Consider the following 3,188-nt stretch of genomic DNA (forward strand, 5'->3'; position numbering starts at 1 on the left):
CATCCTGCGGTTCAAAATCCTCGTCAATCTCGATCGTTTCCAACACCGAAACCTCCTCGTCCGATTCGCTCGATTCGGAATCGACTTCGATCACGCCGATCGCTTCTCCGGTCAACGCAGCAGAGGACGCAGCAAGTGCGGCATCGGCGAAACCAATCGAGCCGAGATCCTCGGCACCGTCTGGTTCCTGGGCGGAAATTTCAACAGCGGACTCCGTGGTGTCACCGCTCGCTCGAGAGGGGAAAATTTCTTCGACGTTGCCGCGCAATACTTTGTACCCAAGTTCAATCGCTTGCTCTTCGCTCCAGCCATTGAAGCCCACAAAGTGCTCGGCAAGTATGTTTGCCAAGATATTGCGATACATGTCAAACTTGGGCCACACAAATTCCAGCTTGTAGGCGTCGCTGTAGTAGCCGATTTGTTTGGTTTGTGGCACCGCTTCGAGTCGGCCCGCAGCATCGCGGTGGATGAATGAAGGCGTATTGCTGTACCACCAATGTCCGTTGGTGATCACGTTGGGAAAAATCCAGGCATAGCTGACGAGTTCCTGGTTGGTAACACTGGCCAGCACCGAAACAGGAAACTTGACTTCGGGGAATGTGTTGAACAGTTCGCGATACTGGATCAACGAGACTCGCGAATCGTAGAGATCTTGGCCTTGGAACACCCCTTCGGCATAGACGCCACGATTGACCCCAATCATTAAATCGAACGGCAACTTGAACTCGTCACAAAGTTCGGCCAGCATCCAAAAGACCGCTCGCGACAGCGCCGCAAGATGGGCGGCATCGACCGATTCACCGTGACGCAGCACGGCGGCAAGTGCATTGGCCGCACGGCCTTCGTTGACCATCGTCGGCTCGAACCAAGGCGGCAGCGAAATCGCACACGCGCGAGCTCCGTTTTGCGTGAAGTGTTCGAACCGCTGACGAATCGCACTCCGCAGACTGCCGAGTGAACCATTCAACACCACGCCGCTGCAACGCTCGAGTCGTTCGCGGACTTCACGTTGGTGCAACTTGAACACCAAGTCATCGGTCCGCAAACACGGGATGTAGGTGTTGGTATCGAACCCACTCAATTCATCATCAAAATCATTAGTCAGGAAAACCGCTTCGACGTTGCTTTGATCCAGCACCATTTGGGACCACTGAGCCGATGCCATTGAACGCTCGGCAGCGTCGTAAACCGATTCCCAGTTGGAGGTGTCGATGCGATCGGCCTCGAAGCCAAAAAATTTCTTGCAGATTTCGACCAGCCAGCGGTACTGAGAGGTATTCTCGATTGGCCCGAGGTTGTGCACCAAGCGACGCACCAGTTCGTGAGGCGAGATCCCCGGCTCTTCGATTTCGTGCTTGGGCATCCCCGAGGAATGCGCAAGTTCGGTGTAGTAATGGTAGCCCAGCAGATCGGCGAGCGTTCGCGATGCCGGCGCATGCGGATTGATGTGGGTGTGGGGATCGATCAATCGGATCGAGGCGATGGCTTGGTAAATCGACTCTCGGGCTGGATGCGACATGACTCTGGGGCGCCGGCGGGAATGCGTAAAAACAGGGTTTAATGATGGCCCCTAGCATACATTGTTGCGAGGCGATTCGTCTTGACCCTATTGCACAATCTCCACAGAACGGTGCCTGCCCTGCACAGAACGGTGCCTGCCCAAATCGGCCTGCACTGCCCGAATCACCATCCAACCGTCCCGCTTCGTCCCCTAACCCGCAAATCCAGGCGAAGCGAACGAATCCGCAGCACCGCCCCGATTAGGGTGGTGATTGAGCATTTGTTCTGCAAAACCATCCCCACCAAGCCAAAAAATCATTTCCCGATTGGCAGGACACTGCTTTACAATAGGACCGCAATCCAAGCCCTTTTTCTCGATCAGCGATCAAGGGCACGTTCTCGGTGCGATCGGAGTCCGTTCACTCATGCTTCCTATTGATCCTGCGTCATCGACGACTCCGAATCCCTCGACCAACTCGCCGCAAAGCGGTTCCGACTCAGTGGAAAAGTCACACCGAAGCTCTGTATCGCCTCCGCCATCGGCGTCATCCAGTGGGAAGCCGCGTTTCGATGTGGCTCATCACGATCCGCAAACTCCGAATCTGTCGCGAATTTGCGATGTTGAAATACCGCAGCGGTCGTCGTCATCGCCGGTTCCGCCTCCCGTCGAAGTCACATTGGTGCGGATGAAAGTATCCTCGCCGCCCACTACGCCCGATCCATCTGCGGCAATCGATTCGTCTGCTGCATCCTCCTCTTCGCTGATAAAGTCGACTGCAGAAAACGAATCGGCGGAAACCAAATCGGCAGCGGTTTCCTCAGCTTCGATACAGGCACCCTCACCCCAGTCCAACAAAGTCCAAACGACCAACGAGCCGTCGTCCTGCGAAACGCTTGACGCGACCACCGCAGAGCAGGTCATGGCAAAGAGCGAAATCGATTCCAACGGCAAGCAGGACGATGCTTCGAAACAGTCCGACGCCAAACCAGCCAGCCGCAAATCGCAGCGTCATCCCGATCCGATCCTGCAAAGTTTGATGCTGTTGGCGACGATGGCATTGATGTTGGCTGCGGCGCGTTTCGCCGTCCCTCAAATTGTCGAAGAGATTCGTTATTCGTGGCATCGGGGTGAATTACGGGCTGAGACGGATTGGGGCAGCGAAGGGCTCAAAAACGTTTCGTTGGACACACTGAGCGATGCCTATCAAATGGTCACCGCCGCGGTCGCCCCCAGCGTCGTCCACATCGAAGTCAAACGACGCCCCGGCGATGCGCTCGTATCCGCGACCAGCTTCCGACGCTCCGAGGTGCTGACGACTTCAGATCAAGGCAGTGGCGTCATCGTTGACGAAGAAGGCTACATTGTCACCAATCGCCATGTGATTGCCGATGGCGAAGATGTCATGGTGACGCTCAGCGATGGCAGACGCACCGCAGCGGTGGTAGTGGGGTCCGATCCGCTGACCGATCTCGCCGTCCTGAAAATCAACTCCAACAAACTGATACCGATCCGCTGGGGTGACAGCGACCGCTGCCGCGTGGGGTCGCCGGTGTGGGCCGTCGGCAGCCCCTTTGGACTCGATCGCACGGTCACCTTCGGCATCCTCAGTGGCAAACATCGCTTGGTCCGAGCCAGCACTCAGTACCAAGATTTCATGCAAAGCGATGTGGCGGTCAATCCTGGAAAC

The 3,188-nt window shown here is 56.3% G+C and carries 3 protein-coding genes; 1 reads left to right on the plus strand and 2 read right to left on the minus strand.

Annotated elements, in window-relative coordinates:
* Window positions 1-1,519, minus strand: a 1,519-nt coding sequence (locus ABX962_RS33435) for a glucuronate isomerase (protein WP_372726011.1), incomplete at its 3' end; no start/stop codon positions are given.
* A 561-nt stretch (window positions 1,520-2,080) separates the two neighbouring features.
* A complete protein-coding gene (locus tag ABX962_RS33440; RefSeq protein ID WP_372726012.1) occupies window positions 2,081-2,422 on the minus strand; it encodes a hypothetical protein in 342 nt (113 codons plus the stop codon).
* Here ABX962_RS33440 and ABX962_RS33445 point away from each other — a divergent pair.
* Window positions 2,421-3,188 (plus strand): S1C family serine protease (locus ABX962_RS33445; protein ID WP_372726013.1); only part of this gene is annotated, 768 nt, incomplete at its 3' end. The two genes, ABX962_RS33440 and ABX962_RS33445, sit on opposite strands and share 2 nt — an antisense overlap.

Origin of the sequence: Novipirellula sp. (assembly GCF_041583735.1) — a bacterium.
GTDB lineage: Bacteria > Planctomycetota > Planctomycetia > Pirellulales > Pirellulaceae > Novipirellula.

What these genes read in the sequence shown, in the direction of transcription:
- ABX962_RS33440 (WP_372726012.1), bottom strand. Translation starts at nt 2,422, where the DNA reads ATGACCTGCTCTGCGGTGGTCGCGTCAAGCGTTTCGCAGGACGACGGC.